This window comes from Pseudomonas sp. B16120, from assembly GCF_044218845.1.
Classification (GTDB): Bacteria; Pseudomonadota; Gammaproteobacteria; order Pseudomonadales; family Pseudomonadaceae; genus Aquipseudomonas; species Aquipseudomonas paracarnis.
Genome location: NZ_CP162588.1, coordinates 3,055,970 through 3,082,103, shown reverse-complemented (window position 1 = coordinate 3,082,103; position 26,134 = coordinate 3,055,970). Strand labels below are relative to the sequence as shown.

General features: G+C 56.0%; 22 protein-coding genes and 2 pseudogenes. 7 read left to right on the top strand and 17 right to left on the bottom strand.

Features of this window, described 5'->3' with window-relative positions:
* Positions 1 to 3 precede the first annotated feature (3 nt).
* The 6 genes and pseudogenes from AB4P90_RS14325 to AB4P90_RS14300 form a co-directional block, all read right to left on the bottom strand.
* Positions 4 to 1,797, bottom strand: coding sequence for a UvrD-helicase domain-containing protein (locus AB4P90_RS14325; RefSeq protein ID WP_395606052.1), 1,794 nt, complete (start codon positions 1,795 to 1,797; stop codon positions 4 to 6).
* On the bottom strand, positions 1,797 to 3,698 hold the full coding sequence (locus tag AB4P90_RS14320; protein ID WP_395606051.1) for an ATP-dependent nuclease: 1,902 nt from the start codon (positions 3,696 to 3,698) through the stop codon (positions 1,797 to 1,799). The genes AB4P90_RS14325 and AB4P90_RS14320 overlap by 1 nt, the downstream gene beginning before the upstream one ends.
* A gap of 102 nt (positions 3,699 to 3,800) precedes the next feature.
* Positions 3,801 to 4,475: a hypothetical protein gene (locus AB4P90_RS14315; protein WP_395606050.1), complete on the bottom strand. Its 675-nt coding sequence runs from the start codon at positions 4,473 to 4,475 to the stop codon at positions 3,801 to 3,803.
* On the bottom strand, positions 4,462 to 5,421 hold the full coding sequence (locus AB4P90_RS14310) for a hypothetical protein (RefSeq protein ID WP_395606049.1): 960 nt from the start codon (positions 5,419 to 5,421) through the stop codon (positions 4,462 to 4,464). Before AB4P90_RS14310 ends, AB4P90_RS14315 begins: the two co-directional genes overlap by 14 nt.
* An 11-nt stretch (positions 5,422 to 5,432) precedes the next feature.
* On the bottom strand, positions 5,433 to 5,900 hold the full coding sequence (locus AB4P90_RS14305; protein WP_125970064.1) for a hypothetical protein: 468 nt from the start codon (positions 5,898 to 5,900) through the stop codon (positions 5,433 to 5,435).
* 1,250 nt (positions 5,901 to 7,150) lie between these two features.
* Positions 7,151 to 7,409, bottom strand: a pseudogene (locus AB4P90_RS14300) (IS3 family transposase); the annotation flags it as partial.
* A 466-nt stretch (positions 7,410 to 7,875) separates the two neighbouring features.
* On the opposite strand from AB4P90_RS14300, the gene AB4P90_RS14295 reads away from it, so the two are divergent.
* The 4 genes from AB4P90_RS14295 to AB4P90_RS14280 all read left to right on the top strand — a co-directional run bounded on the left by AB4P90_RS14295 (position 7,876) and on the right by AB4P90_RS14280 (position 13,966).
* Entirely contained in the window at positions 7,876 to 8,769 is an 894-nt protein-coding gene (locus AB4P90_RS14295; protein WP_395606048.1) for a hypothetical protein, read from the top strand.
* A 488-nt stretch (positions 8,770 to 9,257) separates the two neighbouring features.
* Complete coding sequence (locus tag AB4P90_RS14290) at positions 9,258 to 11,570, top strand: AAA family ATPase (protein WP_395606047.1); 2,313 nt, start codon at positions 9,258 to 9,260, stop codon at positions 11,568 to 11,570.
* A complete protein-coding gene (locus AB4P90_RS14285; protein WP_125970060.1) occupies positions 11,571 to 12,443 on the top strand; it encodes an HNH endonuclease in 873 nt (290 codons plus the stop codon).
* 245 nt (positions 12,444 to 12,688) lie between these two features.
* Positions 12,689 to 13,966, top strand: coding sequence for a DUF2254 domain-containing protein (locus tag AB4P90_RS14280; RefSeq protein WP_395606046.1), 1,278 nt, complete (start codon positions 12,689 to 12,691; stop codon positions 13,964 to 13,966).
* A gap of 25 nt (positions 13,967 to 13,991) precedes the next feature.
* On the opposite strand, the gene AB4P90_RS14275 is transcribed toward AB4P90_RS14280, so the two are convergent.
* Both AB4P90_RS14275 and AB4P90_RS14270 read right to left on the bottom strand, forming a co-directional pair.
* Positions 13,992 to 15,299 (bottom strand): sensor histidine kinase, encoded by a 1,308-nt coding sequence (locus AB4P90_RS14275; RefSeq protein ID WP_395606045.1) that lies wholly within the window; start codon positions 15,297 to 15,299, stop codon positions 13,992 to 13,994.
* Positions 15,296 to 16,036 carry a response regulator gene (locus AB4P90_RS14270; RefSeq protein WP_014718447.1) on the bottom strand — a complete coding sequence of 247 codons (741 nt, stop codon included), beginning with the start codon at positions 16,034 to 16,036 and terminating at the stop codon, positions 15,296 to 15,298. The genes AB4P90_RS14275 and AB4P90_RS14270 overlap by 4 nt, the downstream gene beginning before the upstream one ends.
* Before the next feature lie 304 nt (positions 16,037 to 16,340).
* Here AB4P90_RS14270 and AB4P90_RS14265 point away from each other — a divergent pair, with 304 nt between their 5' ends.
* Both AB4P90_RS14265 and AB4P90_RS14260 read left to right on the top strand, forming a co-directional pair.
* On the top strand, positions 16,341 to 16,601 hold the full coding sequence (locus tag AB4P90_RS14265) for a DUF2790 domain-containing protein (protein WP_395606044.1): 261 nt from the start codon (positions 16,341 to 16,343) through the stop codon (positions 16,599 to 16,601).
* Positions 16,602 to 16,631: 30 nt separating this feature from the next.
* On the top strand, positions 16,632 to 17,843 hold the full coding sequence (locus tag AB4P90_RS14260) for a cytochrome c biogenesis protein DipZ (protein ID WP_395606043.1): 1,212 nt from the start codon (positions 16,632 to 16,634) through the stop codon (positions 17,841 to 17,843).
* A gap of 99 nt (positions 17,844 to 17,942) precedes the next feature.
* Here AB4P90_RS14260 and AB4P90_RS14255 read toward each other — a convergent pair whose 3' ends face one another.
* The 9 genes and pseudogenes from AB4P90_RS14255 to AB4P90_RS14215 form a co-directional block, all read right to left on the bottom strand.
* Positions 17,943 to 18,074: an aldehyde dehydrogenase family protein gene (locus tag AB4P90_RS14255; protein WP_014718444.1), complete on the bottom strand. Its 132-nt coding sequence runs from the start codon at positions 18,072 to 18,074 to the stop codon at positions 17,943 to 17,945.
* A gap of 119 nt (positions 18,075 to 18,193) precedes the next feature.
* Positions 18,194 to 18,271: pseudogene (locus AB4P90_RS14250) on the bottom strand (creatininase family protein); the annotation flags it as partial.
* A 12-nt stretch (positions 18,272 to 18,283) separates the two neighbouring features.
* Positions 18,284 to 19,060: an alpha/beta fold hydrolase gene (locus AB4P90_RS14245; RefSeq protein WP_137270508.1), complete on the bottom strand. Its 777-nt coding sequence runs from the start codon at positions 19,058 to 19,060 to the stop codon at positions 18,284 to 18,286.
* A gap of 25 nt (positions 19,061 to 19,085) precedes the next feature.
* Complete coding sequence (locus AB4P90_RS14240) at positions 19,086 to 19,595, bottom strand: cytochrome P460 family protein (protein WP_103451372.1); 510 nt, start codon at positions 19,593 to 19,595, stop codon at positions 19,086 to 19,088.
* Between the two features lie 24 nt (positions 19,596 to 19,619).
* Positions 19,620 to 20,693, bottom strand: a complete 1,074-nt coding sequence (locus AB4P90_RS14235; RefSeq protein ID WP_395606042.1) for an alpha/beta fold hydrolase — start codon at positions 20,691 to 20,693, stop codon at positions 19,620 to 19,622.
* 62 nt (positions 20,694 to 20,755) lie between these two features.
* On the bottom strand, positions 20,756 to 22,123 hold the full coding sequence (locus tag AB4P90_RS14230; RefSeq protein WP_288856694.1) for an epoxide hydrolase family protein: 1,368 nt from the start codon (positions 22,121 to 22,123) through the stop codon (positions 20,756 to 20,758).
* Positions 22,124 to 22,613: 490 nt separating this feature from the next.
* Positions 22,614 to 22,862, bottom strand: coding sequence for a CsbD family protein (locus AB4P90_RS14225; RefSeq protein WP_014718439.1), 249 nt, complete (start codon positions 22,860 to 22,862; stop codon positions 22,614 to 22,616).
* Between the two features lie 319 nt (positions 22,863 to 23,181).
* A complete protein-coding gene (locus AB4P90_RS14220; RefSeq protein WP_014718438.1) occupies positions 23,182 to 23,790 on the bottom strand; it encodes a dTMP kinase in 609 nt (202 codons plus the stop codon).
* Positions 23,791 to 23,932: 142 nt separating this feature from the next.
* A complete protein-coding gene (locus AB4P90_RS14215) occupies positions 23,933 to 25,660 on the bottom strand; it encodes a hydrogenase maturation protein (RefSeq protein WP_020301502.1) in 1,728 nt (575 codons plus the stop codon).
* Between the two features lie 217 nt (positions 25,661 to 25,877).
* Here AB4P90_RS14215 and AB4P90_RS14210 point away from each other — a divergent pair, with 217 nt between their 5' ends.
* On the top strand, positions 25,878 to 26,105 hold the full coding sequence (locus AB4P90_RS14210; RefSeq protein WP_003191203.1) for a hypothetical protein: 228 nt from the start codon (positions 25,878 to 25,880) through the stop codon (positions 26,103 to 26,105).
* Positions 26,106 to 26,134: the final 29 nt, after the last annotated feature.

The window sequence follows — 26,134 nt, the reverse complement described above, 5'->3', positions numbered from 1 at the left end:
CATCTACGGGAGCTCGAATCCCAGGCCCTCAAGCACCAGCCGATCTTCAGCCTTTAATTTTTTCACTGCCCAAATCAGCACATGCTTCGGCCGCGAGCTCGCCACGTAGGCAAATCTCGCAGCTTCGGAAGTCCGGTCACGCAGCCAGTCCTTCCAGTGCGACTGATGCACGCCTGGTTTCTGTGACGATACAACCACGGTCACGTCGTGTGTTTCACCCTTGACCCCGTGAATGGTCTCGAAACGCAGGCAGTCACGTTGGGTGGCTACATCTGGTACCCCGGCCAACCTTTCGGAGATCAACATCTTCCCCTGCCCAGAACGGGCTCGCAAATGAAGGCCTCTCAGCCCGTCTAAATGCTCACGCACCTCTACAGGCACGAATGTTTGATCTGGTAGCTTTCCAAGTGCAATTTTTGCTGCCCGGGCCCAGTTCGACCAGGTCTGATTATCATCTCCTATGCCGTGTTCCACTAAGAACTGGAGTCCGTCGTGAAGGAATATACGCCAAGCCAGTTTTGACTCAATATCCATAGGGCAGTAAGGGCCTGCTTTCGTCACCTGCAGTTCTAGCCGGGCCGCCAGCCACTTACCGAATGTTTCCAGGCACTGCGCTATGTCCGTCAACCTACCTGCTTTGAGGTTTATGCAGGCCAGCGCCAGCAGCTCGATGCCCTCGAAAGCTCTACCAGTACGTAAGCGCTGGAGTGTTGCATGTCCGCGCGCGACGACCACCACCTTGTGATGTATCAGGCTCATTTCCCGAATGGCTGGAAGCACCTCCGACGGGCAGTTTTGATACTCGACGACTGTTGGCATTACGGAAGCAATACGAGGATTTCCCACCACACGGTCGGATTGAAGAATGTTGGAACACACATCTACGATGGCTTGGCCGCTTCGCCAATTTTCGTTGAGGACGTACTCCTCAAAGCCAAGCTCCTCCATGCGCCGACGCACGTGTGCAGGATTCGATTTTCTGAAACCATAAATTGACTGGTTAAGGTCACCTACAAAATGGAATTTCACGCCTAGTAGGCTCAGCCTTTTGACAATCAGAAGCTGCTCTGCCGACAAGTCTTGGCACTCATCGACGATCACCAACGGGAATCGGCGTGCGATACGCGAGAAGTAATCTTTGAATTTTTCTTCTTGCATCCCCACTAAAGCGAGGATATCGATGTCACCGTAGGTCGCAAAGCCAGCGGCCCAAAGCCGTTTTTTGGTCGACAACAGTGCCTTCTGGTCGGCCTCGCCCTGTTGGGCGAGGTTGGCTTCGTTATCCCACTTCCGGTCTTTGGTCGAAAAGACATAGCGTTTGGATTCTTTATCGTAGTTGTATCGACAAGCTGATACGGTGCGTCCACAGATCTTGATGCGCGTGTGGTAGATATCAGCTGACTTGTCGATGATCCGTATGCGGAAGTCGCCGTCCCGGCCTTGAAAGCCCGTGATCTCGCTGGCGATACTCGACAGCAGGTGTGTGAGCACGAAGCTATCGAAGGTGGAGATGTAGTGCGGCAGGCCCAATGGCTCGCGGAGGTACTTATAAACCCTGCTCTGGAGCTCTTCCGTAGCACTATTGAGAAAGGTGAGTAAAGCGATACCAGAAGGGCGATACTTCCACTCTTGGATGATCTTGCATACTTTTGCGGCCACGACCTCTGTTTTGCCGCTACCGGGACAGGCTCTCAGGTACACGTGTCTATCCAGCGGCGCATCAATGTATCTCTGCTGCTGGTCGGTGAACTCGATGTCGGCTGCACCCGCTTGAGCAGCCTTATCCTGCGCCGCCATTAGGCCGCACCCTCTTCCAGACCGCACGCCCAGAGGATTGCCTGGCGGATGTACACCGGCACCACGAAGCCGGCCCCATTTGCCTCAAGTACATCCGCGAAGGCTTGGGCGTATATACCCTTGCCAATGTCATCGGAGTCAATGCGACCCAGTAGTGCGCCGGCGTAAGGCGCCCGCTGGGCGGACGTCATGGCAGCAAAGTCGAGTTTCGCGTCTGCCTTTAAACCTTTTACCACCGTTCCATCCTGGGCCTCCCAGAGCCCAGCTGCGAGAATCAGCATCGTCTTGAGATTGTTGCCTTCCATTGCGACGTCGTACTCGAAGGTTTTGTATTTTCCCGCAAAGAGGCGAGCGAACTCTGATAGGCCGATGTGCTTCTGCAATTCCAGCGCCGGGTTGTTGCCTACAATGCAGTTGTCTGCATGGGGCAAAAATGGAACACTCTTTTGACCGCCCGCGCCGTCGTCCTCAATCATAGACTTTGGAGGATCGTTGTCGGTCAGTCCTGAGCACCTGACAGGGATATTCTCACCTTGATGCTCAGCTCTGACGTCGCAGAACAGCTGCATAAAGTGGTTGAAATAAATTCCGCCCAGGTTGATGACAGACACACCGTAGTCGTCCAGGGAGTTCCGTCCCTCGCCGAATGGCTGCAGCGCGATTTTGGCGAGTGCCGGTAAGACCATCGCCTCCGCTATGCCCTCCACTAGGATTGTGCCCTTGGCGAACAGCAGGTTCGACTTTGTTGCGTCAAGCCATCTGTCCACAAATTGTCGGCTCTGCCTGGGCAGGCCGCAGTTCCTGAGGGGCACTGCCTTGGGGAGGCTCAGGTTGGACAGGTGAATAACGTGATCTACAGATACTGCAGCGGTGATCACAGTCGAGTGGGTGGTTATGATCACCTGCATTCCGCGAGCCTCAGCAGCCTTCTTAAGGTGCCGAAGGAGCCGGAGCTGAAGCTGGGGATGAAGATGCGCCTCCGGCTCCTCGATCAACAGCAGGCGCAGGTACGTTTTCTCGCCCTGCCCCTCATCGGCTTCGTAGGTCAGCTCTGCCAAAATGGAAGCGATGTACAGCAGGTTGTTGAAGCCCAGGCTGTTTTCTTCCAACGCCCGAAATTGTGCAGCATCAGCCTTGCTCAAGTCTGGAAAGTACAGGAGCCTCAGACCTTCCACGATTCGGGAGAAGCTCACTTCCGAAAACTGAATCACTGTGCCCTGAGATAGATGAGCGCCCAGGGCAGCTTTTAGGCTTTCACCAATTCGCTGGTTGGCAGCTTTGATAGCAAATTGGTCGCTCTCTGATAGCTGGCGATTGAAGTCCCCAACATGTTGCTCCAGTGGATGCAGCACCCGCGCCTTTCTGGCGGCTTCTATGTCTTTACGGCAGAGCGCTTTTAACAGGCGCGCGAGGCGAGACTGGCGCCCTTCTCTCAGCTTAGTTTCAGCGTCGCGTAAGGGCGGTAGGTATACGCAGTGGACATAGTCTAATTTCTCGGTTTCAAACGCTTTGGTGTACTCGTGGCCGCCGTACGTATGGTGTTTGAACCTACCACGAGACTCCTGGTTCAGGGCCGTGAACGTGAGTTTTGCCTCGGGATGGTTGCCGCACCAAGTGTCAAACGCAATCACATCGTTCTTGTCGAGATCGGAGAAGGTCGCCTGAATTTTGATCTCTTCAGCCGCGACATCATCCTTGCCAAATCCCCTGTAGAAATCGCGCTCGCTGATAATTCGTTTGCCCGACTCAGAGTCATTGAAGAGCTGACGTATCGCGCTGACGACACCAGTCTTACCGGCCCCGTTTTCGCCGACCAGGACGTTCAGGCCGTCATGTAGCTCGATCGAGAACAGCTCCCCAAAGCACTTGAAGCCCCGAACGTCCAGCGTACGTAAATACATGAGCATCCCTTCTTCATAAATTGCTAGATAGCCGGATTTGAGCCGCGCCACCTGTACTATCAAATTGACATAGAGCCAGCTGTGCTCGTTTGCCGAGCTTGGTCAGCTAAAGCACATCATCAGCGGTCGTCTCACCTCAGGTGCCATCAGCTTGGCGATCTTTTCTACAACCCATGCCGCGCAAGGCCACAGTGCCTGAACAGCCAGCAGCACGGTAAAAACGAAAAACGCTCGCAAAAGGTAGTCATGCGCCAGCTTGATATGGCTCACCTTGGCGTTGTTGCCCGGGTAGTTTTCGATGACTTTGATAGCGATAGACTTGGCCAAGCTCGCGGCAGGTTGTTGTGTGCTCCAGCAACGCGAAATGTCACCGGCACCCACTGTGTGGGCATTGCTCACGCGCAGTACGCAGAACGCGCTGTACCCCGCTCGAAGGACATACGCCACGGCAAGCGCAAACACCGCCAGCGACAGGGCGCCAAGGGCTTTACTGGTCTTGTCGCTCCAAAGGGTCGGCAATAACGACACCAATACCGGGATGAGTGCGGTTACTGCCGCAAGATAGACCCCTGCTTTGGTGTCAGCCCCCCTACGACGCTCCTGTTCGGCGTCGTACATCCGGCGCGCCTCTTCCAACGCTATTTCGCTCTGCAGATCCCAATTGCCGTTGTTGACGGATGCTTTCCACCCGGCGCGCATTTGGTCATTTGCCACAACCTGTTCAGGCGTAGGAGGAGCCAGGGTCGGCCAAAACAACTCCCTATCAAAGCGGGCCATTTCGGATCATCTCCAGCTCATCAACGATTGCCGCAGCAATTGGGTATCCGGTTTGATTTTCGATCCAGGCCCACTGACCGTTTGGATTGATCTCCAAAAACCACAGCTTTTCGTCTGTGTCGCACACCAGATCAATAGCGCCATACCGCAGGTTCAGACGGTGTACCAACTCTCGACATTGAGCAGCCACTTGATCAGGCAAGCTGATGGCCTCGTGGCGTAAGTCAAGGCGGCTACCCCGTCGCCAGTCAACTTCGGTTTCTTCGTTATCCTGAGACCAGATGGCAGTGGCGAACACCTGAGCGCCAACGACCGTGACGCGAACATCATATTTTTTTGGCACTTCAGCCTGAATGATCACCGGGGCAAGGCCAAGGGCAGGCGCATCTGCTTCGGTCAATGGCTGCAGCCGTGAGGTGAACATCACCTTCTCCAGCGCGCCCGGCAATACCGCTTGCCGAAGAGGCTTCCCAACAGCCCTTCCCTCTGCCGTCAGTAACTCGGCGGGCTCCAACTGGTTCGTTATGGCAGTATCCGGGATATTGAAACCGAGGTGCCGCGCAATCAGGAGCTGTCGCGGTTTATCCTCAGCCAGAAAGATCTGAGTAGGGTCACTGAACCAGCAACCCTCCAATCGGAAATAGAGACTCTTCAGGAAGCTGCTCCATTCCGCCTCAATGTAGGCACGCTCACCCGCATCCAGGACTGCCTCAGGTGCTTGTGGCGCGCCAGGCCTGCGAAAATAGGCAGCAGTAACGTCACGCCCTGTAATTCGTTTCCCTTCCAGCTCAATTGCCCAATCATCCATGGCACTCACGCCCAACGTGCTTCGAGATAGAGGGAGCAGTTCAGTGTTGAGCCTGAAATAAGGCAAGCCCCGCCGTTGGAGCTTTGCGACGACGAAGTCCATCGTTATGTCGCGGCGATTAGTGACCAGCAGAAACATAGTGGAAAGCCTCAATCCAGGTAAAAACGCTCGTCGAGGCCGAATTGCATATCCCCTGGATCGTCGTGCTCAAGCTCTGCCTCGGTTTTGGTCATCAGCTCCAGCATGGCGTAGCAGTCACCCGGGTCATCTTCTTCGATCACCGTATCGGTCTTGGTCATCAGTTGGAGCAGATGAGAGGCCTGCCCATTGGAGGTGAGATCGTCGTCACTTTCGGGCTTGGAGTATGTTTTTGTGAGCGTTTCGAGCGTCACGAACGAGTCGTCATCCTCTTCACTATTGACTTTCGTCTTGGTGAGAAGCTCGTCCAGCGCTCCACGAGCAATAATGGGCTGAGTACCATTAGGTGTCTCAACGACCCACATATCGTGCTGAGTCGAGTAATACCCTGGCAGATTGTCGGTACCTGTTCTCGGCACAGCGTTTCTTGCGAGCAGGGGTGAAACTGCCTTAGATGCGGGGATGGAGGCTGTAGGCATTACGCTGAAACTCCTGTATGGCGTTGTGCCAACATATTACGGAGAACTGAGCGATTCGTCATGTTCGTACCTGCTGAGCACCTTTGGGCCGGTATGTTGCGTTCCTTCGCAGCCCAATACTCCATGTGATGTCCTCGCAACACGCTCGACACGCAAGGTTTCATTTATCATTCGGTCAGCCCAGGTCGGACACGGATAGACCGACAACCCCCCAGATACAGGTACCGTTCTTTTGGAAGGAAAACCACTGACAGCCCGCGAGGCTTATCAAATCCCGCGGGACATCGCTCTCGGGGTTCGTAGCATGCGCCGACTGCGGTTTGATGACAGTCGAGACCGATGGCTGGGTGCTCACGTTCTATAACGACTGCGACACGCTCGACTATAGAATTCCATTCGTTCGATTGAGCCAAGGCGCACTCGAATCCAAGGTACGGTACTTTTCCAATATGCTGGCCGGCATTAGCCTAAGTAGGCTTTCGTACGTTCTCTCAAGCGGATCATCAACGCGCCCGTTCGACTCTAGCTGGTCAACGGTCAACTGCTCGCGGCTGTATCTGGGAGGACTATCACCTCTCCTTTGCGCGCTCTCAATCGACTTTATATCATCGTCCGATAGCTCTAAGAGAGCTGCCATGCGTTCCAATGTATCGTGAAGTCTGCCGTTGACCTATGCGCCCTCGTCTTCAGTTTGTTTTAAAATCCGATGTGCTTCGTCTGAGGGGCTCAGCGCGAAGGTTCGCCTAGCGTTGGCTATGCGAGACATTATGGCGGGCATTTCATTTTTGGCCGTTTCTGCGGCTGCCGCTAGAGCTTGAAATTCCGCTCTATCATCATCATTTAGTAGCTTCATCTTTTTATCTCGGGGAGAGTCGAGCAATTTTCCGGATTTTCGACGATTTACCGGTCGGTGTCGAACGTCCGCCTTTGGCCGGTTTCTGCGCCCGGTAACCGACGGCGCTAGGTCGACTGTTGCCCTTTGTTACAGTCAGCGAAAGATCAGGTGAAGTCATCACCATTCAGCCGCACTCTTCAACCAGCAAAGACATTGCAAGCATAATGAGTCATCCACGCATGTGAGTTACATCATGACCGAAGCCAAACGCTGGACAGTGAGTTGCCAAGCCCCTGCTGATGGAAGTGGTGACGCCATCGTCGACTTGCCACCTGAACTACTCGCCAGTTTAGGATTGAGCGTCGGCGCGATAGTTCTGACCCCGAAGTCGATCCACTCTGCTACACCCTGAGTCAAACTGGCTCTTCAGCAAATTGGGTGAGGCGACCGCTAGCTTCCCGCCGTACTTTCCAGGGCGACGTCGATATCCTGTCCGCGAGCTTAGATCATGATGGATTTTGCGATGGCCATAAACTCCACCGCCCTCCAGCCACTAATGCTTGATCAAATCCAGCAATCGCTGGTCGTGCGCGGGCAGATTGCGGCTCAGACAACGAGGTGTAATAACCACTGGGATGGACTTTAAGCGTCAGGAAAAGCCTTCGAATGGAATAGGGGTGGTGACGTCACTATTTGCGTTGAGCCCCGCACTGCGGGGCTTTTTTATGCCCAAAAAAGAGAGCCAGCCGAAGCGCCATCGCCTTTAACGGAATAAATGCAGGTTGTAGCGCTGTGCTTTTCTGCGATTGCAGCCGAATCCATTTGTGGACGAGGTTTGCGTTGAGGTTGTGGCTGAGTGCGATGCTGGCAATCGAAGCACCGGGGCGATTCAGCATTTGGCTGCTGAAGACCCTTCTTAGGCGATATTTTGAACGCTGCAATCACTGTGGATTTAGAAGCAAATGGCATGAGTTGGTATCAAAAAATGGACTTGAAGCGCTCCCAAGCCCTGATAGGACTGTCCCCGAGTCCGATGACTGAAGCTTCAGGTTCCAGCAGAGGCAAGGCCTCACAAATTGATCGCTGCAATGGAAATCTAGATAATCCTCGCCAACGGCGAACAGAATGAAGGCTCACTGAATGGATAAGGTCGATGGTAATTTTGATTTCAAAAGCTCGACCTACTCAGAAGTCGCCCAGCTAGTGGACGTGGCGGAACGCGTTATTCTTGAGAGAGGTATCCGGTTCACCCCCCAAAGCGTCCTGCACAAGCTGTTTGCTGATGCTCGAAAGTTAGATAGGGATTGGCGCGACTCTAGCAGATCCCCAAGTCTCGTTACCGGCATAAACTCCGTTTATGCAGAGAAAATTGCCAGGATTGTCACTGATCTGATTGACGCACCCGGGGTTGAGGAAGCGCTGCAGCGCATCGCAGGCAGCGACATAAATCTATCCCACCGCCTCAAGTCACAGGGCAAGGATGCCCTCTGGGAACTCAGCTTGCTGACGACCCTTCTGCGAAAGCAGATCAGTGCAGAGCTTGTGGATCCACCAGATATCGTTGTTGAACTCCAAATGGGTTCGTACGCGATTGCCTGCAAGAAAATCTATGAGCTCAAAAGCCTGTTTTCTAGACTGCGGGACGGCGCCAAGCAAATCAGCAAATCGGGCAGCCCTGGCGTCATTGCCTTGAATATTGACGACCTCCTGCCTGGCGACCACATACTAACTTCCCAAAGTCCAAAGGTCGCTCTCGATATCTTGTCGCGCGAGACCAAGAGTTTCTTCCAGGAAAACTTCGCCGCTTTTGACAGGGTCAGAGAGAAGAGCTGCCTTGACGGGGTGCTTATCTCTGCCTCAACGATCTCCGACATAACCGAGACAAGTACGCGCTTGAATCTGACAACGTCATTTAATTTTTACCCGTTCCGCAATGAGGGACTCGGGCGCGCTCGGTTCTTGGGACTTGTCAGAGAACTCTCGCCCGCAGAAGTCATTGAGGCGTATCCCAGCCGATTCATCGTTCATCAGTGACACGGGCTAAGAGTAAAGTGCCAGCCTTGCCGCGCTGTCTTCTTGGGCTTGGGCTCTATCATCTGCTCCCCCGAAGTTTTGTAAGATCAATACTCATCCCACGTACTTCTTCTACGTGAGAGTAACGGCTTGATAGCACTGACCAGTGAGCCTGAAGCGCTTCTATAAGCTTTGAGAGTCACGACCATGACACTTGCAGCCCTGACCAATCAGCGTGTAGCGCTTGGAGATGAGGCAGTAGCTTTTGTCCCTTACAGGGGGAACCTGCAGGAGTTCGTCGAACCGGGCCGCCAGGTTGCTTGGGCGATCTAGCGGAATCTGGGAAAGGTAATCCGGAAGCAGTCTAGTGAGCCGATCGGACGAAATTCGTTTGGGCTTAGCCTATGCATGGTGTCAATTGCCTTGAGTACCTTGCCTACTCTTTCACACTGGCACATCATGCCATCCTGCCACCATGCCTACCAACACAGCAGGATTGAGAACGTCATATGGAATACGACGAAGGCCGAGAAATCACTAGGCTGATAGCTGAGGAGATGCTCAGCGTCGGAACTAGCTTCCCCCAGATATCTCCAAAGAGAATCCGTCTTCTAGCGGCGCTTCACCTTACAAAAGGCCTTACCTTACAGCGCCAATACCAAGATATCTTCGAGGACGCTTGCTCAGCTGTTATCGAAACGACTTTGAAAGATTTCGACGATACGGAAATTAGATCTGCATTCAACGATAAGTTGACGCAAATGAAAGAGCTAAGATCCAGCCCCATGGATAGAGAGGTTCGAGTTAAAACAGCCACTTACCTTATCGATCTGTTCATCATGGATTCGTGCAACATTCCGTACGGACATCCAACGGCGGTAGCCGCATTAGTTGGGAGCATACATTCCACGCTCCATTCACATGTTATCGAAGTCGCTCCGACCACCGCGGAACTCTCCATGGGCAAGGAACGCATTGACGACAGTTCCCTCCCGATGATCCACCCAACCTCCAGAGCGTTGAGGTACCTCATTTCTCTGAAGCTGATTATCAACAAAATATATCCGTATTTCATCGACGGTCACATCCAAGATGTAAATTTCGATGACAAACCCAGTTTTCTTTTGGATTCACACGAGCAATTCAGCCTTTCGGCAGCGACAGGCCTGAGTAATTTTGGTGAATTCACCTTGAATCATAACAACGCCGCTCGTTTTATACTGGTGATTCCGGCTAGCAACGCGAAACTCGGCAATCTGGTCAAGGGCCTGTCACCTGCATTAAAAACACGGCTCAGGCTGGATGCGGCGATTTGTTTCAGCGTCAGTGAAACCCGAGGCGCCAACAACGACAAAGTGCTTCTGATTTTCAGTCAGGGTATTAACCTGATGAGAAATCCTCACATTTATATTGATGTATCAATGTCAAACAAATCTCTGGAACATTTGGATCTGCAAGAGCGAGCTATTCTTGCAGGACACATCGTAAATATTCATGAAGCACGTGACCTGTTCGAAATGTGGAAGCGTATACCTACAAAGGTCGCAACGATTCTCAATGCCCAGTTTTCTGATGGCTATCATAATGTCAAGACTCTATGCATTGAGAATGAAGTTGATCTTGGAAAACCTTTGAAGATCCACTCACCTAAAAATTTCATCCGCAACAATCGATTGGAAGGTAATACCTTCAACATCACGGCAGACCCTCAAGCCATTCTAAGACTGCTAAGCGACCCCTTAGAGCCGGCGTGCGTCTACATTATCGGAAATAATGGTGCTGGAAAGACGAGGCTGCTTTGTGAACTCATTGACCGCATCGGCGAAATGGATCGAAGAACGGTCGGCATCTCGACAGGCGTGCACGACCGATTCCCGCTCGGACGGACAAAGCAGATTAGTCATTTCGAATACAGGGGCGTTCGTACCAGCGCCGATTCAATATCGCCGTCCAAGCTAACGAAAAATGTCACCTCTCTGGCGGCGCGAGTGCTCGCCGATCAACGCATGCTCGATGCCTTGAAGGAATGCCAGCAGTGCTTGGGGTTCGCAACGCGCTTCTACTTCATGCTCAGGCCTGAGATGGCACTCGATAACGCCCCTGAAGAAATTAGGCTCATGAGAATGTCGGACAACGCTGCAGAGAACGACGTACCTGAGTCTCTGGCCCATTACGAGTTCGGCGTGGTGCGCCCGGCAACGGAAGACCAAAGGGAGCGCATTGTCTCTTATTCCTCACTGAGTTCGGGTGAGCAGAACATCAATCAACTGCTACTCAGCGTCATCACTACAGCTGAGCAAGGCACGGTTTTCCTAGTAGACGAACCGGAGATAAGTCTGCACTTGAAATGGCAGCAGACGCTGCCAAGGGTTTTCCATCTGCTGTCTCAGCGGTTCGGCTGTTCATTTGTCGTGGCCACGCACGCCCCTACCCTGATCAGCAACGCCAACGATCGGGGCAGTCACAGCTTTATGCTGGACTTGGGGAAGCTGCCGGAGCTAAGCGCGAGAGAGCGCTACTCGGTCGAATCGATCATCTTGGGCGGTTTTGGCACCTACACCCCGCACAACCGCGCAGTGCACGAGGCCTGTGCGCGTATCGTTGCGAAGACCATGGAATCGAAAGGTAGCCAAGCCGATCAGTTCTCTCCGTTGGCAGAGCTTGACGAGATGCTTGAAAAAATGAGTTTCTCGCAAGGCGCATACGTTCCGCCAGGTCAACAGGAAGACATTGACCTCATAAAAAAGGCCTACACGGCTGTTCAGCTGCTCCTCCAAGACCAAAGCGTGGTAAACAACGCCGCCAGTAAAGCGGGGGTGTAAATGACTGATTATTTCGTTCTAGACGAAGCCGAGCTCAGGCCTAGGTACGATGACTATAAAGTCCTGTGCCACGCCGAGGAGCGATTCCACAAAGTCGTTATGTTTAATCTCCTGCGGTTTCACGCTACTGCACTCCAGCGTTTCAATAGGAGGCAGGCCGGTGAAGAGATTGAGGACTGCAACCTCTGGAACGAATTTTCGAACCCTGAGAACAAGAAAAAACCTAAGACGGTTGCAATGGCTGCCACTGGCGAGGCGGCGCCCACGGTGAAGGCCAAGCGCAAACGAGGTAAGGCTAAACCAATCATTAGCGATATCAAGGGTGCGTTCAGGAGCTATATCGAGACGGCGCAGAGAAATCGATGCTGCTACTGCCGACGCTGGCTGTGTAACAGCGGGTACTCCAAACCCATTGAGCACATATTGCCTCGCAAAACCTACGAGCAGTACTCGTTTCACTTCTGGAACCTGTCCGTCGCCTGCGTGGACTGCAATGCTCTGAAGAAGGAAACTGATTGGGCAAACCCGGACAAACACGGCTTTGAAACTTATCCGTTGCCAAGCACCTTCACAGAGATGTTCCACCCGCGGTTCCACCGATTCGACGAACACGTGCGCTTCATCCGCGTGCAGACCAATGACCACAGCATCACCTTGTACCGGGGGATCACGCCTCAGGGACAAAAGCTGTGTGACGATTTGCTAACCACCATCGCAGGTAAGGAGGTTATCGTGAACGCTAACGCGGCACTCAAAAGCTCGATGGAAACCATCGAGCGATTCGACGTAAAGGAAGGCAGCCATCTGGAATCTGCGCTCAAGAGTCTGGTCGGCGCCTTGTCTGAGCGGTCGATCGATTTACTGAAGCGCTGAATAATTGATTAGGCGGGTTGATCACGTTTGTTGTGGTCGCTCGCCTAGGGGACCTCCTACTACTAATCGTCGCGACTTCAGAACCGATAGAAAACCCGGCTATGAACGTATTCTGGCGAACATGTAATTCATTTTTTTAGTTCATATTATTGTTTCTAATAGAGTAAGGATAATCTACTCACCGCCTTCGTTTCCCTGAATCCTTGCGGTGGGTTCCGTCGTGTTATTTGCAGAAGGTATAAAAAATGCTCGCACGCTGGCGCTGGGTGCTACACCAATTGACCAAACGGCTGTGGTTCAGGGCGAGTCTGTTTTCCTTGCTGGGTATTGCGACCGCGTTACTCGCCGTTGTCTTCAAGGACTACATTCCCGAGTCGTTGCCCGCCCGCATGGGTGCCGACGCCGTCGATAAGATATTGGGCATCATTGCCTCAAGCATGCTCGCGGTCACGACCTTTTCGTTAAGCACCATGGTCAGCGCCTACGGTGCGGCGAGCAGCGGCGTGACGCCCCGTGCCACAACCCTGGTGATGGAAGACACCACGACACAAAATGCCCTGGCCACCTTTATCGGCTCATTTCTGTTCAGCCTGGTTGGGATCATTGCTTTGAGTACCGGCGCCTACGGTACACAAGGGAGGGTTTTGCTATTTGCGGTAACCATCGCGGTGGTCATTCTGATTGTCTACACGCTGCTGCGCTGGATCGATCATTTGTCCAAGCTTGGGCGGGTGGGAGAAACCATTGACCGTGTCGAGCAGGCAGCCATTGATGCCATTAACCATCGAGTCCAATGGCCGCATTTGGGTGCATCCCCCTACCCTTGCGAGTCAGTGATCCCCAGTTCGGCGCTGATCATCACAAGCCAGCACACGGGGTACGTCCAGCACATTGACGTTCAGGCGTTAGGCGCGATCGCCAAAGCAGATGAGATACAGATATTTATGGATGTCCTGCCGGGAAGCTTCGTGCATGTAGGCATGCCGCTCGCAAGAACCGTCAGCTTGAGCAACGCACGCGGTGAGGAACTGGCGTCGAGCAACGAAAAAATCATCACAACCCTGGCTATGGGAGTGCGTCGAACGTTCGAACACGACCCCCGGTTCGGCTTGTCAGTGTTGTCAGAGATCGCCTCCCGCGCCTTGTCGCCGGCCGTCAATGACCCCGGCACCGCCATTGACGTGATTGGGCGCGGCGTCAGAAGCTTGACATGCTGGGGTACACCCAAAGAACCCACCGCGAAAGCCGACGCTGATTGCCAGCACGTTTACCTGCGCGGCTTGACAGTAGATGACCTGTTCGATGACTTCTTCGCACCGATTGCCAGAGATGGCGCGGGTCTAGTGGAAGTCGACCTGCGCATGATGAAGGCCCTTGTAAGCCTGGCACAGATAAACCCGGCGATGTTCAGGGGCGTCTGTACCCGGCACGCAGAACGACTGCTCAAGCACGCAAACACTGCGCTTGTACTCGAAGAGGACCGGCAAAAGCTCAGCGCGGCGGCGCGACCGCTGCTGCACTGACCCACTCCTGCGTGATTCGCTCCTCCTACGATAAGCGCGTCGGTAATCTAAGTTCAGCACACAGTCCACCGCCTTCGCGATTTCTCAAGGTCAGGGATCCGCCAAGGGCTTGTGCCAGTTGCTGGGCGATAGCCAGGCCCAGGCCCGTGCCGCCGGTGCTGCGGTTGCGCGAATTTTCCACGCGGTAAAATGGCTCAATCACACGGGCCAGCTCCTCTTCGGCAATGCCGGGACCACGATCCATCACGGTCACCGAGAGGCTGTCGCCCTCCTCCGGCTCGACCCGCAGCTGCGCGGCACCGGCGAATTTGAGCGCGTTATCCGTGAGGTTTACCAGCACTCGGCGCAGCGCGTGGGGCCGAGTGTGAATCACCGCGTTGCTTTTGCCGCTGAGCTGCACGTCCTTGCCCATGTCCTGGTAGTCGAACACGAGGCTGTCGAGGAATGAATCAAGATCGGTACGGCGGCTTTCCTCGGTGGCGCCATGCACGCTGCGGGCATAGGCAACGCCTTCACGCACCAGATGTTCCATCTCGCCGAGGTCATTCCACAATTTGTCTTTGTCACCGCAGTCGTCCATCAATTCGGCACGCAGCTTCATGCGCGTGATTGGGGTTTGCAGGTCGTGGGAAATCGCCGCCAGCAGTTGCATGCGTTCTCTCAGATAGGCCGCGATGCGCGCCTGCATGGCATTGAAGGCGATGGCAGCGTGTGCGACTTCGGTCGGGCCTTGTTCATCCAGATGCACCGGGTGAGTGTTGGGATCGAGGTTTTCCACGGCCTGGGCCAGGCGGGTCAGCGGGCTTATGGCAATGCGAACGGCCAGCCACGTGCATAGAATCATCAAGGCCAACTGGCCCAGCAAAACCACCGGCAGCCACGGCGACAACGGCACCATCGAGGGGCGCACGTCGATGGTCACCGGGCTGCCGTCGGCCAGTTTCAGATGGACCTGGAAATGTTTGATAGGCCCGGGAATGTCTGTCACGGTCATCGGGTAATCCTTACCGATGGCCTCCTTGATCGAGGTCACTGCAATCGGCGTGTCACGCAGAGCGACGCCTGGCGAGCCTTCGTCGAGCAAATAGCGGTAATTGCGTCGATCCAGTTGTTTCAACCAACTCATGCGTTCCTCGGCGGGCAAGCGGTCAAGGATGGCAATGGACGTCGATACATCGGTTTCCAGGTTACCGAGCATGGTGTTTTTCGCGGTTTCGTAACGCTCGTAATACTGCACGCCGAAGGACAAGGCCTGCGCCAGGGTCAGCCCTACCAGAAAGATCAGCGACAGCCGCGAGATGAGGGTACGAGGCCAATGCAGCGAAGGCTTCATGCCGGTGCTCCAAGCACTTGCACCGGCAGCGAGAAGACATACCCCTCGCTGCGTACGGTTTTGATGTAAGCCGGCTCGCGCGCATCGTCAAGCAGGCGTTGGCGCAGGCGGCTGACCAGCAGATCAATGGAACGGTCGAACAGGTCGGCGTCACGGCCCTGGGTCAGATTGAGCAACTGGTCGCGATTGAGTACCCGTTGCGGATGGTCGAGGAACACCCGCAGCAGGCGATATTCAGCGCCGCTGAGGGCGACCATGGTGCCGTCTTCATCAAGCAGATGGCGGGCGGAGGTGTCCAGGCGCCAGCGCCCGAACCCCAGCCACCTTCCGGTTTCGGTAACGACCAGGTTGGGCGGCAGCATGCGCGTACGGCGCAGCACAGCGTTGATGCGTGCCAGCAATTCACGGGCGGCGAACGGCTTGACCAGGTAATCGTCGGCGCCCATTTCCAAGCCGATGATGCGATCGGTTTCGTCGTTGCGGGCGGTCAGCATCAGCACCGGCGTGGCCTTGTGTTTGCCGGCGCGAATGTCGCGGCAGAGTACCAGGCCATCGTCGCCGGGCATCATGATGTCCAGCACGATCAGGTCTACCGGCGTGGCCTCGAGAAACGAGCGCATCTGGCGGCCATCCGCAACCACGGTGGTGCGCAGGCCGTTCTTCTTCAGGTAGTTGCCTACCATCTCTCGAATCTCACGGTCATCGTCCACGATGAGGATGTGATCAACGTGTTCCATGGGCCAAGCCTCTGTCAATGGGAATTGCGGCTCAGTCTATAGAGGCTGAGCCCGTTCGCCCGCGGCGGTTTGTATTGCAGTGTATCTGCTGTGGCGAAGGATACATGCAGAGGCAAAAACCACAATTTTCTAGGCTTTGTATGGCTGTGTATCGGGACGGGGTCCTGATACGAACCGATTTATCCGCGCCGGTTTTTGACACAGGCGAGATACCTCGCGGGCTTCTAATGAGCCACATCGAGGCCAACCCAAGCGCCTCGGCTCAATCGAACGACCCAACCCTTGAAGCCTTGAGGAAACGACCATGAACACCAATACCCTCTATGCCGCTTGCCTGTTTGCCGCCCTGAATATCTGCACCTTCTCGGCCCGCGCCGAAGCCGACGTCACGCCGCAAACCTACACCTACGGCACGCATCTGGACATCCAGAAAGTCGTGGCATTGACACAGGATGCCGGGGCGGCCTGCGGCATTGTCGATGCCCAACTGACCTACCTGAATTCGCAGGGCAAGACCGAGATCCTGAACTACCGCAAATTTGCCGAGTGCCACAGCGATAACTGAGCCCGGCCCACATTTCATCAGGAGACCCTTATGTTCCTCATCGCATTCCTGGGCGGCTTATTGACCGTCCTCAGCCCTTGTATCCTGCCGGTCGTGCCATTTCTGTTCGCCGGTATCGACCGCACACGCTCCTCGATCCTGCTCACCCTTGGTGGCATGGTCCTGACCTTCGCGCTGGTTTCCAGCCTGGCCGTGGTCAGCAGTGAATGGGTGATTCAGGCCAACAAAACCGGGCGTCATGTGGCACTGGTGGTGATGGCGCTGTTTGCCTTGTCGCTGATCTCGGCGCGAATCAGTGGCTGGCTGGCCAGCCCGTTCGTGTTACTGGGCAATCGCCTCGACCCCCAGACGCGCAAAATGTCCGGGCCGCTGGGTTCACTGATGATCGGCGTCGCCACCGGCCTGCTCTGGGCGCCGTGCGCCGGGCCTATTCTCGGGGTGATCCTTACCGGCGCCATGCTGCAAGGCGCCAATGCGCAAACCAGCCTGCTGCTGGTGGCCTACGGCCTGGGCAGTGCACTGTCGTTGGGTACGCTGATTTTCGCCGGACGTGGTTTAGTCAATCGCCTGAAGGCCTCGATTCCGGTCACTGGTTGGCTGCGGCGCGCCACCGGTTTTGCGGTCCTGGCCGCAGCGCTGATGATTTCTACCGGTGCCGACAAGACGCTGTTGGCCGGGGCGTCGTCCGAAGGCGTCAGCGTGCTGGAAAACGGCGTGCTGCAAAGCGTCCCCAAAGTCGTCGAATACCTGGTAAGCAAGGCCAAGGCCGAACCCACCCTCGACAACGCCCGAGGCCCGATGCCGTCGCTTTCTGGCGCGGTGGAATGGCTCAATTCGCCCGCACTGACCAGTGAATCGCTCAGAGGCAAGGTGGTGCTCGTCGATTTCTGGACTTACGACTGCATCAATTGCCAGCATACCCTGCCGTACGTGAAGGACTGGGCGCAGAAGTACGAGAAGGATGGCTTGGTGGTAATCGGCGTCCACACCCCGGAATACGGTTTTGAACGCATCATCAGCAATGTCAGGGATGAGGTGAAAAAGCTCGGCATCACTTACCCGGTAGCCATCGATAACAACTACGCGATCTGGCGCAACTTCGATAACCAGTACTGGCCCGCGCACTACCTGATCGACGCCAAAGGGCAAGTGCGTTTCACCCACTTCGGAGAAGGACGCTACGAGACGCAGGAAAAGATGATTCAGCAACTGCTGCAAGAGGCGAAAGCTCCAGCCGCGTAACCCTTGAAAATCCATGGCCCACAGGCAACGTGCTGTGGGCCATTAGCTTTTTCTCCTGCGGCCTGGGTTGCGCGACCACCCTCTCCCGCCAACCCCAGGCTAATCCGACACGATGCTTTTGGCCTCAAGAAATGCTTGCAGCCCAAAGACTCCAAACTCCCGGCCGACACCGGACTGCTTTACCCCGCCGAACGGCGCCAGCAACTCTGGCGAAATTCTGTTGATCAACACCGAGCCGACCTGCAGCTGGGCCGCCAGGTGTTGGGCACGGTCCGGTTGCCCGCGATAAGCACAACGCCCGGTATGCCCAGGCGTTGGCCGCGTCGAATCCCCCTCTCCCGCGTTTCAGCGTTGCACAACTTGAAAACGAAACCCGCCGGGCGACGTGCAAAACTCGCCTCGGCGTAGAGCGCTGAAAACGCCGCTTCGCCCCTGGCGTGTCATTTCGCCGTGGCGGCTCTTTCGATGAGGCGGGCAACCGGTTCCGGGTTCGAAACCATCACCACATGTGAAGCGCCCTTGACCACTTCCACGGCTTTGGCAGCGGCGCGCTTGGCCATGAATGCCATGGCTTGCGGGGGAATGTTCTTGTCCTTGTCGCCGTAGATGTACCAGGACGGTATATGCTTCCAGGCAGGGCTGCCGGACGCTTCGTTGAGCGCCGCTTCCGTTACCGGGCGTTGGGTGGCGGCCATCAATGCCGCCTCTTTCGCGGGGACGTCAGCGGCGAACTGGTTGTGAAACTTGTCCTGCTGGATGTACAAGTCCTTGCCCCCATCGGCCAGCGGTACAGGCGCAGCCAGCGTTGGGCCCAGCGTACTGCCCGGGAATTTGCCGGCCAGCCCGGCGACGGTTTCCCCGGCCTCAGGTGCAAACGCACTGACGTAAACCAGGGCTTTGACGTTTGCATGATCGTTGGCCGCGTCACTGATAACGTTGCCGCCATAGGAGTGGCCGACCAACACCACCGGCGAATGAATGTTCGTCAACAATGCCGAGATTGCCGAACCATCGCTCTTTACACTGCGCAATGGGTTGGCAGCGGCAACCACTGGATAACCGTCCTTCTCGAGAATCTTCACGACCCCATTCCAACTCGATGCATCGGCAAAGGCGCCATGTACGAGCACAATCGTGGGTTTTTCAGTTTGCGACCAGGCGTGTGTCGCCATGCTCAGGCTGACGGCGACGGCCAGTGCGGTTACTACTTTTTTCATTGTTGACTCCAGGTTTGACGGGAAATCAGGGAGCGAAGCGAGTGAAGACAAAATCGTGATTACGCACTCGCGCCTGGTGACAGGCGAAGCAGGTTTGGTGTTGGGCTTCATCGGCCGGTTTACCGTTGATAAACCGCCCGAATCCCCAACCACCGGTTGCTGCATATTTTTTCGAGTCCTTGACCATCACCTGCACGGTCGTGGCCGGCCCCGGGATGGACGCCGGCTCGAATTCCGGGGACTGCACATGTTTCCAGGCCAGCTTTACCAGCACCGTGCCATCAGGGAATGGCAGCGTTGAATCCTGATAAGCCTTGATGGCCAAGTCATTGCCCAGCACGGCTCGCAGTTCGTTCAAGGGGGCCGCTTCCTGCGCCGGCGCAATCAGCGGCCATAGGCGGTAGTTTTCCGGCAATTTCACGCCATAGATTGGTGAGGCGTCGCCAGTACTGGCGTCGCCCGAGGCCACACCCGTAGCGCTCAACGCTGCGATTGCAATGGCAGCCGACATCGCGGCCAGAAATTTCAGCTTCATCATCGCCATCCTCTCAGCCGGTTTTCAAAGATGATCGGCGTCGATCACCGCCTGGGCGAAGGCTTTCGGCGCTTCCTGCGGCAAGTTGTGGCCTACACCACCGGTGATCAATCGGTACTCATACTTGCCAGTGAAGCGCTTGGCGTACGCTTCGGCAGGTGGGTGCGGTGCGCCGTTCGCATCACCTTCCAGGGTGATGGTGGGCACACTGATGGATGGAAATGCCGCGAGTTTCTTCTCCAGCGCGTCGTATCTGGCCTCGCCCTTGACCAACCCCAGGCGCCAGCGATAGTTGAAAATCGACACGGCCACGTGATCAGGGTTTTGCAAGGATGCCGCGCTGCGCTCATAAGTGGCGTCGTCGAAATTCCACTGTGGCGACGCCAGCTTCCAGATGAGCTTGGCGAAGTCATGGGTGTTTTTCTCGTAGCCCAGGCGCCCGCGCTCGGTCGCGAAATAGAACTGGTACCACCACTGCAGTTCGGCGGCTGGCGGCAATGGCGCCTTGCCCGCCTCTTGGCTGCCTATCAGGTAACCGCTCACAGCGACCAGGGCTTTCACTCTTTCCGGCCACAGTGCGGCAACGATATCCGCAGTGCGGGCGCCCCAGTCAAACCCACCCAGCACCGCGGTCTTGATCTTCAGCGCGTCCATGAAGTCGATCAGGTCGGTCGCCAGCGCAGCAGGTTGACCATTGCGAATGGTCTTGGCCGAGAGAAAATGCGTATCGCCATAACCACGCGCAGAAGGGATCAACACTCGATATCCCTTGTCCGCCAAAGCAGGAGCGACATCAGCGTATGCGTTGATATCGTAGGGCCAGCCGTGCAACAAAATGACCACAGGACCATCGGCTGGGCCGAGTTCCGCGTAAGAAACGTTCAGCAGCCCCGCTTTCACATGCTTAAGTGCGCCGAGAGAGGTGTGAGCTCCCGGGGTGATAGCCCCAATGGTGGACGCGGGTACATCAGCCGCGTTGGCTTGGGAAAAACCGACAGCCACCGCCGCGAATTGCAGCACTGCTGCTGCCAACAGCGATGGGGCAAGACCCCGCAGGCGGCTGGATTTATTTTGATTGTTCAGCAAGGTCATCTCCATGGTATTTCTCCGTAGCGAGCCGCCGAATAGCGGCCCGGTGTGTTGGCTCGATTGCGTGTGAGCTACTGGCCAGTCTTCGTTGCGCTCAGCTTGGCGCGCAGCGGCCGGAAGGCCTCCCGCAACTCTTCGCTGAACAATTGAGGTTGCTCCCAGGAAGCAAAGTGGCCGCCCTTGTTAACCTGGTTGTAGTAGGAAAGTGATGGGTAAGCGCGTTGCGCCCAGCTTTTTGGCGCCTGATAGATCTCGTGCGGGAAGACCGTGATCGCCACCGGCACCTTGATGCTTGCGGTGTTCTGCGCGGCAGCGCTGAAATTGTTGTTGTTGTTTTCCCAGTAGAAACGCGATGACGATGCGCCTGCGTTCGTCAGCCAGTACAGGCTGATATCGTCCAGCATCTCGTCACGGGTCAATACCCGTTCAGGCTGGCCATCACTGTCCGTCCACGCGGCGATTTTTTCGTACATCCACGCCGCAGTTCCGGTAGGCGAATCGGCCAGCAGGTAACCGATAGTCTGCGGGCGCGTAACCATCATCGCGCCGTATGCTGCATTGCGGCCGAAGAAGGTGCTCAAGGAATCAAACGCCTTGCGTTCAGGCTCAGTGAGCCCGTCAGGGGCCGGGTCACCACTATTGATCGGCTTGACCAATTCGGGCGGGATGGTGGCCGGCATGTTCAAGTGAATGCCCAACAGCCCCGGCGGATTCAGGCGGCCCAATGCATCCGATATGACCGAACCGTGATCTCCGCCCTGGGAAACATAGTGGGTATAACCCAGACGCTTGATGAGCACATCCCAAGCCTTCGCGACCCGATCCGGCCCCCAGCCCAATTCAGTTGGCTTACCGGAAAAACCGTGTCCTGGAATCGATGGAATGATCACGTCGAACGAATCTTCAACCTTACCGCCGTAAGCAACGGGATCCGTCAGCGGGCCGATCGTCTTCAGGAACTCAAACTGTGAGCCAGGCCATCCGTGTGTCAGAAGCAGCGGCATCGCGTTGGGGTTTGGCGAGCGAACATGGATGAATTGAATGTCCACGCCGTCGATAGTCGTGATGAATTCAGGCAGCGCATTGAGCTTCGCTTCGGCCTTGCGCCAGTCATAGCCGCTGCCCCAATACTTCACCAGCGCCTGGACCTGGGCCAACTGCACGCCTTGGGAAACGTCGTTGACGGTCTCTTTGTCCGGCCAGCGGGTCGCCGCAATGCGCTTTTTCAGATCGGCCAATTGAGCTTCATCGACGTGAATTCGATAAGGTCTAATCGATTCGGGATGGGTCGAGGCCGAGCTGGCACCTGACGCATCGACGGCCGGGCCAGCAGCCCAGGCAGCACCGCTGCCGGCTATCAGGGCCAACCCCAAAGCGCCCATTCTCACGGAAGAAGCCAGACAATGGCGCCAGGTGAAACCGAACGTAGCTGCAGGCATTTTGAATTTCCTATAAGTCATTGGTCGACAACGTCGCGAAACGCGCAGAGATAGCCGCGAGTTAAATGAGTCATCCATTGGAAAAGGTTTGCGCCTTCTCGATGGGTCCATTTAAAGCCCCGCGGGTATCCCGTATGTGTCATCAACCGACTTAAAGGAATCGCTGTGTATCTATCCAAAGCGCAGATACAAAACGATACAAACCGACCACTCGCTCATAAAAAAGCCAATGCCCCGACTTGTCGGGGCATTGGCTTTTCTGGGACCTGGAAAACATAAGGGCTTTTCAGCCCATCAAGCTCGGCAAAGGGCATAGAGACCGCGTCGATTGCCAGGCAGCATGACTTGGTTACCCAAGGAACAGGCAGATACCCCGCTCCACTTCACGCCCTTCCACGCCTGCAAGAAACTTCAGAAATTTGCCCCTGATTCTGGTTAGCGTTCACCATCGTTTCTACCGCGTTAGCAATCTTATTGAAGCTACTGCTGTTCAGCGACCAAGCAATCTCTTCAGCACCAGTAGAGCAACAGCCCCGATTGCCAGTGCAGCAACCGGTTTTTCTTTGACGAATGTAGAAACGCTGTCCAGTGCGTCACCATAGGTTTGCGTCAGTTGACCCGCAGCCTGGCGTCCAGCGCCCTCAGCTTCCAACTTCGAATCACCAAAAAGCTTCCCGACTGCGCTCTGCGCTTTGCCGGCAACCTTTTCTACAACGCCTTCTACCTGTTCGCTCTTCATGATTAACCAAACCTTCGTGTGTGATTGGGTAACCCAGGAAAAACCTGGGTTTGAGGCAACGTGCAAAGCGTTAGGTGGACAGGCTTATTGATTAGTTCAAAGTTGATGAGCCTCACTTAGTCCAGATCAACCGATAAGTCTTCTTCCCTGTAGCGGCATCGTGATAAGGGTTTTCGCCCGGGACCTCTCGCGTGCGCACGCACGGGCGTCCCTCGCAGTCAATAATGGCGGCGTCACCACCCTGGCGTTTCAACGCTTCTATGTTTTGCTCAAGCGCCGCTAACTCTCGTTGCCTTTGCGCTCTTCATCTTGAATTCGATCAAAGGACTTTATATATCTGCGAAACCACCCGCCTCATCGCCTCCTCAATCGTTCCTTCATTGCGACAGATCACCCACCCCTGCCCCACCGCCGCTCGTTCAAACGCCTCGGTACACACAACTTGCTCCTCCAGCTTAAACATCACCGTACTGCTCAGCCCGCGCCGTCGTGCTGCCGCCCGTGCCCAGGATATTTGCGCCGCGGTGACAACCCCCACATGCAGATCCGGCACTTGCACCTGTCGATCAATGTTCAGCTCAAGAATGTCTGCAAAGGGTATCAATCGACGAAACGCAGCATCAGACGGGTACCAGCGATCCATCAGGATGATGCTGTCAGGTGGCTGTGCGGCCAGTACGTGCTGGGTAATCCAGCTGCGGCTGTCAGCAAAGCGCTCACACACCTCAAGTTCCAGATCCCGGCTGGGGTCTCTGGCGAATTTGTTAACCAGCGCCATCGTTTGCGCTCGATAGGGATCGCTCTTGCGCTCGCACAGTCGGACGACCTTTTTATTGTCGGCCCTCAACGCTGTCGTAACGGCCTCCAACAGCGTGGTTTTGCCGGTACCCTTGGGCCCATCCAACGAAATAAACAGCGCCCGAGTCATACGAGCGCTGCGTCATCGTTAAGGTTGTACAGTTCCATGGGGCCTCTAGTTTGAGCGTTTGGGCAAATTGGACTTCATTATGGGGAACCCTATCGCCCAACGCGAGGCTGGGCTGGCCGCCGCGCCCTCCCCGCGTCGACGGTCAGTCATTCAGCATCCGGCTTTGCGGCACGCCAGCCTCGTAGCTCAACGCCCACGGCGCAATCAACCGCTGCGGGGTCTGGCAGGTTTTGCGTTTAAACACGAAGTTGCGGCATTTCTCGGCAAACTGCTGGCGATTTCCCACCATGTCGAATCGCATCTGTGCCAGTTCCTGCTCGCGACAGCGTTCAACTTGCTGAGTATCCAGCGTGGCTTTACGTGTGCGTGCATGAAGGTACTTATCATCGGTCAACGCACTGTCGGCCTGTTGCAAAAGCCACAAGCCAAATGCTTGTGGGCAACGCGGGCCGATGGCCTGAACCATGCCGTACTGCTGGGCCTGGATGGCGCTGATGGGCAGGCATTCTTCGGTAAGCTTATGCGCGATTTCGCTGCCCACGGCCCGTGGCAGGCTGTAGGTCCAGTATTCGGAGCCGTAGAGTCCCATGGTCTTGTAGTGCGGGTTGAGCACCACACCTTCGCGGGCCAATACAATGTCGGCGGCCAGCGCCAGCATCACGCCGCCTGCGCCTGCGCTGCCGGTCAGGCCGCTGATCACCAGCTGCCTGGCAGTGAGCAGCTCCAGGCACACATCGTCGATGGCTTGAATGTTGGCCCAGGCTTCCAGCCCCGGCACGTCGGCGGCCTGGATGACGTTTAGGTGCACCCCATTGGAAAAGCTGCCGCGCCCGCCCTTGATCAGCAACACTTGGGTATCTCGCGCCTTGGCCCAGCGCAACGCTGCGACCAGCCGCTGGCATTGTTCGGTGCTCATGGCGCCGTTGTAGAACTCGAACGTCAGTTCGCCGATGTGGCCGAACTCTTGGTAGCGAATGGGTTGATAGACCCGCTCGTTGAACGCCTGGCAGGCGATTGAACTGTCCAGCACCGGCACCCCGGCCAACTGCTCAGCCAGAACGTGCCGTGCCGGTCGCTTGAAGGTCTCTGGGCCTTTGGGTTTGAGCGAGCCGATCCACAGGCTGTGATCTCCAGCCGCTACCAGCACGGCATCGTCCTGCACTGCGAGGATTTCTCCCGGGGTGCCCTGGCGAGCGTCCAAGTGCGCGTCGTAGAGGTAATATTGCCCGCCCAACAGGCTGGCCAACACGCCGGGCTGGCCATCGGCAGCGTCGATGCTGCGCTTGATAAAGCCTGCGCAATCGAACCAACTGAAGGTGCGGTCGGCCTGGGTCATGTTCGGCTGCAAGCGTCCGATGACGCTGGGTTGGGTGTAATCGAGCGGTGTCGGGACGAAGCCTTTGGCGAATTTCGCCACTACATCACGGATGCAAACCATCGCGGCGTCGCTCACCAGGCCGTTGTACAGCTCGGATTTGCGCACCTGGGCGGGCATGTCGAACTCACAGGTGGACCAGATTGGCCCGGCGTCCATTTCCTCCACCGCTTGCAAGGCGGTGACGCCCCAACGGCGGGCCTGCTGGGTGATGGCCCAGTCCAGCGCACTGGCGCCACGGTCGCCGACGATGCCCGGATGGATGATCACCACCGGGCGTTGCGGATGGCTCCACAGTTGATGCGGCACACGGTCCTTCAAAAATGGGCAGATCACCAGGTCGGCGCCAGACGCCTCGACCTGCTGGCATACCGTGGCTTGATCGGTGAACACCACAACGCTGGGGTCGTGACCCGCTTGGCGCAGATCCAGCCAGGCCCGTTGGGTTAAACCGTTGAATGCCGATGATAACAACAGGATCTTCAGTGATCGCATGGCTGACTCTTCCTTGAGAATATGCGACCAGAGCAGCCCGTTGAGCCGTCCCTGGCCATCGATAAGCGCCCAAGGTTATAGAGCGAGCCAGCCTCCCCACCTGATCGAGATCAATAGATGAAAGCGGCTTATTTTTTCTGAATCACCGCGCAACCTACTCATCAAATGAACATGCCCTGCTCGGGTACGCCTTGTTAACCGTAACGGAGCCACGTTCATGTTCGAGAAACCGCATTACCTCATCAGTTTCATCCTCGACAACCAGCCACAAAGCCGCACGCTTGAGCACGATGCCGACACGCTGGACCCTCAATGGGCCGAGTCCCTGCTCAGGCAGCGCTTTGCAGAGCTCAAGGACGCGAAATTGAGCGACGTCCAGGTGCAAAAGCGCAACAAGCCCGCCGATGAAGGCCATGACATCCCAGGGCATTACCAGCAGCCCTGATTTGCGTATCAGAAAAGCGCTGCCCGTTT

Bases quoted from the DNA above. Each gene is read 5' to 3' on its own strand.
- AB4P90_RS14230 (WP_288856694.1), bottom strand. From the start codon at position 22,123: ATGCCTGCAGCTACGTTCGGTTTCACCTGGCGCCATTGTCTGGCTTCT.
- AB4P90_RS14305 (WP_125970064.1), bottom strand. From the start codon at position 5,900: ATGCCTACAGCCTCCATCCCCGCATCTAAGGCAGTTTCACCCCTGCTC.
- AB4P90_RS14215 (WP_020301502.1), bottom strand. From the start codon at position 25,660: ATGCGATCACTGAAGATCCTGTTGTTATCATCGGCATTCAACGGTTTA.
- AB4P90_RS14290 (WP_395606047.1), top strand. From the start codon at position 9,258: ATGGAATACGACGAAGGCCGAGAAATCACTAGGCTGATAGCTGAGGAG.
- AB4P90_RS14320 (WP_395606051.1), bottom strand. From the start codon at position 3,698: ATGTATTTACGTACGCTGGACGTTCGGGGCTTCAAGTGCTTTGGGGAG.
- AB4P90_RS14325 (WP_395606052.1), bottom strand. From the start codon at position 1,797: ATGGCGGCGCAGGATAAGGCTGCTCAAGCGGGTGCAGCCGACATCGAG.
- AB4P90_RS14280 (WP_395606046.1), top strand. From the start codon at position 12,689: ATGCTCGCACGCTGGCGCTGGGTGCTACACCAATTGACCAAACGGCTG.
- AB4P90_RS14240 (WP_103451372.1), bottom strand. From the start codon at position 19,595: ATGAAGCTGAAATTTCTGGCCGCGATGTCGGCTGCCATTGCAATCGCA.
- AB4P90_RS14245 (WP_137270508.1), bottom strand. From the start codon at position 19,060: ATGAAAAAAGTAGTAACCGCACTGGCCGTCGCCGTCAGCCTGAGCATG.
- AB4P90_RS14315 (WP_395606050.1), bottom strand. From the start codon at position 4,475: ATGGCCCGCTTTGATAGGGAGTTGTTTTGGCCGACCCTGGCTCCTCCT.
- AB4P90_RS14260 (WP_395606043.1), top strand. From the start codon at position 16,632: ATGTTCCTCATCGCATTCCTGGGCGGCTTATTGACCGTCCTCAGCCCT.
- AB4P90_RS14265 (WP_395606044.1), top strand. From the start codon at position 16,341: ATGAACACCAATACCCTCTATGCCGCTTGCCTGTTTGCCGCCCTGAAT.
- AB4P90_RS14235 (WP_395606042.1), bottom strand. From the start codon at position 20,693: ATGGAGATGACCTTGCTGAACAATCAAAATAAATCCAGCCGCCTGCGG.
- AB4P90_RS14270 (WP_014718447.1), bottom strand. From the start codon at position 16,036: ATGGAACACGTTGATCACATCCTCATCGTGGACGATGACCGTGAGATT.
- AB4P90_RS14210 (WP_003191203.1), top strand. From the start codon at position 25,878: ATGTTCGAGAAACCGCATTACCTCATCAGTTTCATCCTCGACAACCAG.
- AB4P90_RS14220 (WP_014718438.1), bottom strand. From the start codon at position 23,790: ATGACTCGGGCGCTGTTTATTTCGTTGGATGGGCCCAAGGGTACCGGC.
- AB4P90_RS14310 (WP_395606049.1), bottom strand. From the start codon at position 5,421: ATGTTTCTGCTGGTCACTAATCGCCGCGACATAACGATGGACTTCGTC.
- AB4P90_RS14225 (WP_014718439.1), bottom strand. From the start codon at position 22,862: ATGAAGAGCGAACAGGTAGAAGGCGTTGTAGAAAAGGTTGCCGGCAAA.
- AB4P90_RS14295 (WP_395606048.1), top strand. From the start codon at position 7,876: ATGGATAAGGTCGATGGTAATTTTGATTTCAAAAGCTCGACCTACTCA.
- AB4P90_RS14285 (WP_125970060.1), top strand. From the start codon at position 11,571: ATGACTGATTATTTCGTTCTAGACGAAGCCGAGCTCAGGCCTAGGTAC.
- AB4P90_RS14275 (WP_395606045.1), bottom strand. From the start codon at position 15,299: ATGAAGCCTTCGCTGCATTGGCCTCGTACCCTCATCTCGCGGCTGTCG.